The 1,889-nt window shown below is 68.7% G+C and carries 2 protein-coding genes; both read right to left on the bottom strand.

The window, feature by feature from the left end; translation table 11 throughout:
- Window positions 1-3: 3 nt before the first annotated feature.
- The gene (locus K6I34_RS36435; protein WP_229332309.1) at window positions 4-891 is read right to left on the bottom strand and encodes a triacylglycerol lipase; all 888 of its coding nucleotides are present in this window, start codon (window positions 889-891) and stop codon (window positions 4-6) included.
- 58 nt (window positions 892-949) lie between these two features.
- On the bottom strand, window positions 950-1,879 hold the full coding sequence (locus K6I34_RS36430; protein ID WP_229332310.1) for a triacylglycerol lipase: 930 nt from the start codon (window positions 1,877-1,879) through the stop codon (window positions 950-952).
- Window positions 1,880-1,889: the final 10 nt, after the last annotated feature.

Genomic DNA, 1,889 nt, shown 5'->3' with positions numbered 1-1,889 from the left:
GTGTCAGCTGAGCGCGGAGGCGCAGGTGGTGGGGGTCGCGTGCGCCGGGTCGAGCGCGTTGGCCACCTCGTGGAAGGCGATGCGGTCGATGGTGCCGATCGCGGCGTGCTCGGAGATGTCCCACTTGCACAGGTTCTGGAGCTCGATGTTGCGCACGTTCGGGCCCGACAGGAACTGGGTCTTGTAGGGCGTGACCACCTCGTCGTACTTGGTCGCGATGACCGTGTACTGCACACCGGGCACGGTGTCACCGCCGGCGTTCAGCTTCTTCATGAACTCCGAACCCACCAGCTGGTCCTCGACGCCGGGCATGGTGAGGGAGACGACATTGCGGGCGCCCGGCACGGCGTCGATGAGGCGGGACAGCCCCGAGGCGGTGGTGCCGTGGTTGGAGGGCGCGATGCCCACGAGCTTGTCGACCTTGTCGGCGCCGCCCAGGAACTTGAGGTAGTGGCGCGGCAGGGCGCCGCCGCCCTGGGAGTGGCCGACCAGGTCCACCTTCTCGGCACCCGTGGACGTGAGGACCTTGTCCACGAACACCGAGAGCTGCTCGGCCGACTTGGCGATCGGCCCGATGCCGTGGAAGAGCGGCACGCCGGGCTGCTGCCCGTAGTCCAGGGAGTAGACGCAGTAGCCGCGCTGGACCAGGTACGGGGCCGCCATGAGCCAGTTGTCCCAGGAGTTGGCGAACGTACCGTGTGCCAGGACGACGGGGTTGGGGTGGGCGGCGGACGGCTTGCAGGACCAGTTGTTCCAGCCGCTGGTGACGGTCTTGCCCGCCTGGGCGGCGGCCGGGGCCGCCGACGCGGAGGTGGAACCGAAGGACAGGGCCAGCGCCAGCGCCGAGACGGCACCGGCGAGGACGCGGAGCGTTCTTGCACGTACGGACATGGAGCTACCTCGCAAGTGGGGGATGGGAGAACCGGCTTCGGGCCCCGGCCGACGGGGGTCAGCTGAAGAAGGAGGCGCAGGTGGTGGGGGTCGCGTGCGCCGGGTCGAGCGCGTTCTTCACCTCGTGGAAGGCGACGCGGTCGACCATGCCCAGCGCGATGTGCTCGGAGACGTCGAGCTTGCACAGGTCCTGGACCACGACGTTGCGCACGTTCTTGCCCGAGAGCTGCTGGGTCTTGTAGGGCGTGGCGATCTCGTCGTACTTGGTCGAGATGACCGTGTACGTCACTCCGGGCACGGTGTCGGGCCTGGAGTTCAGCTTCTTCATGAACTCGGAGCCGACGATCTGGTCCTCCAGGCCGGGGAGGGAGAGGGACAGCGCCTTGCTCACGCCGGGGACCTTGTGCGCGAGGGTGCCCAGCCCGGAGGCGGTCGTGCCGTGGTTGTTCGGGGCCAGGCCGATGAGCTTGTCGACCTTGGAAGCGCCGTTCATGAACTCCATGTAGTAGCGGGGCAGGACGCCGCCGCCCTGGGAGTGGCCGACGATGTCCACCTTCTTCGTCCCCGTGGACCTGAGGACCTTGTCCACGAAGGCGGACACCTCTCCGGCCGACTTGACGACCGGCCCCTGACCGTTGAGCCCCGGCATGTAGGGCAACTTGCCGTAATCGAGGGAGTAGACGCAGTAGCCCTTGGCGGCCAGCTCCGGAGCCAGGGCGAACCAGGTGTCCGCCTGGTTGGCCCAGGTGCCGTGGAGGAGGACGACGGGGTTGGGGTGGGCGGCGGACGGTGTGCAGGACCAGTTGTTCCAGCCGCCGGTGACGGCGATTCCGGCCTTCCCGTCCTTCCCGTCCTTTCCGGCCTTTCCGGTCTTCGTGTCGGCCGGGGTCGCGGACGCGGACGCGGAGGCGGCGCCTGCCGTCATGGCCAGGGCCAGCGCCGAGGCGGCGCAGGCGAGGGTGCGGAACGATCTCTTGTGCGGGGGCATGGGAGTACCT

This window comes from Streptomyces sp. UNOC14_S4 (assembly GCF_020740835.1).
GTDB lineage: Bacteria > Actinomycetota > Actinomycetes > Streptomycetales > Streptomycetaceae > Streptomyces.
The sequence above is the reverse complement of the archived record's forward strand: the minus strand, read 5'-3'. Positions and strand labels throughout refer to the sequence as shown.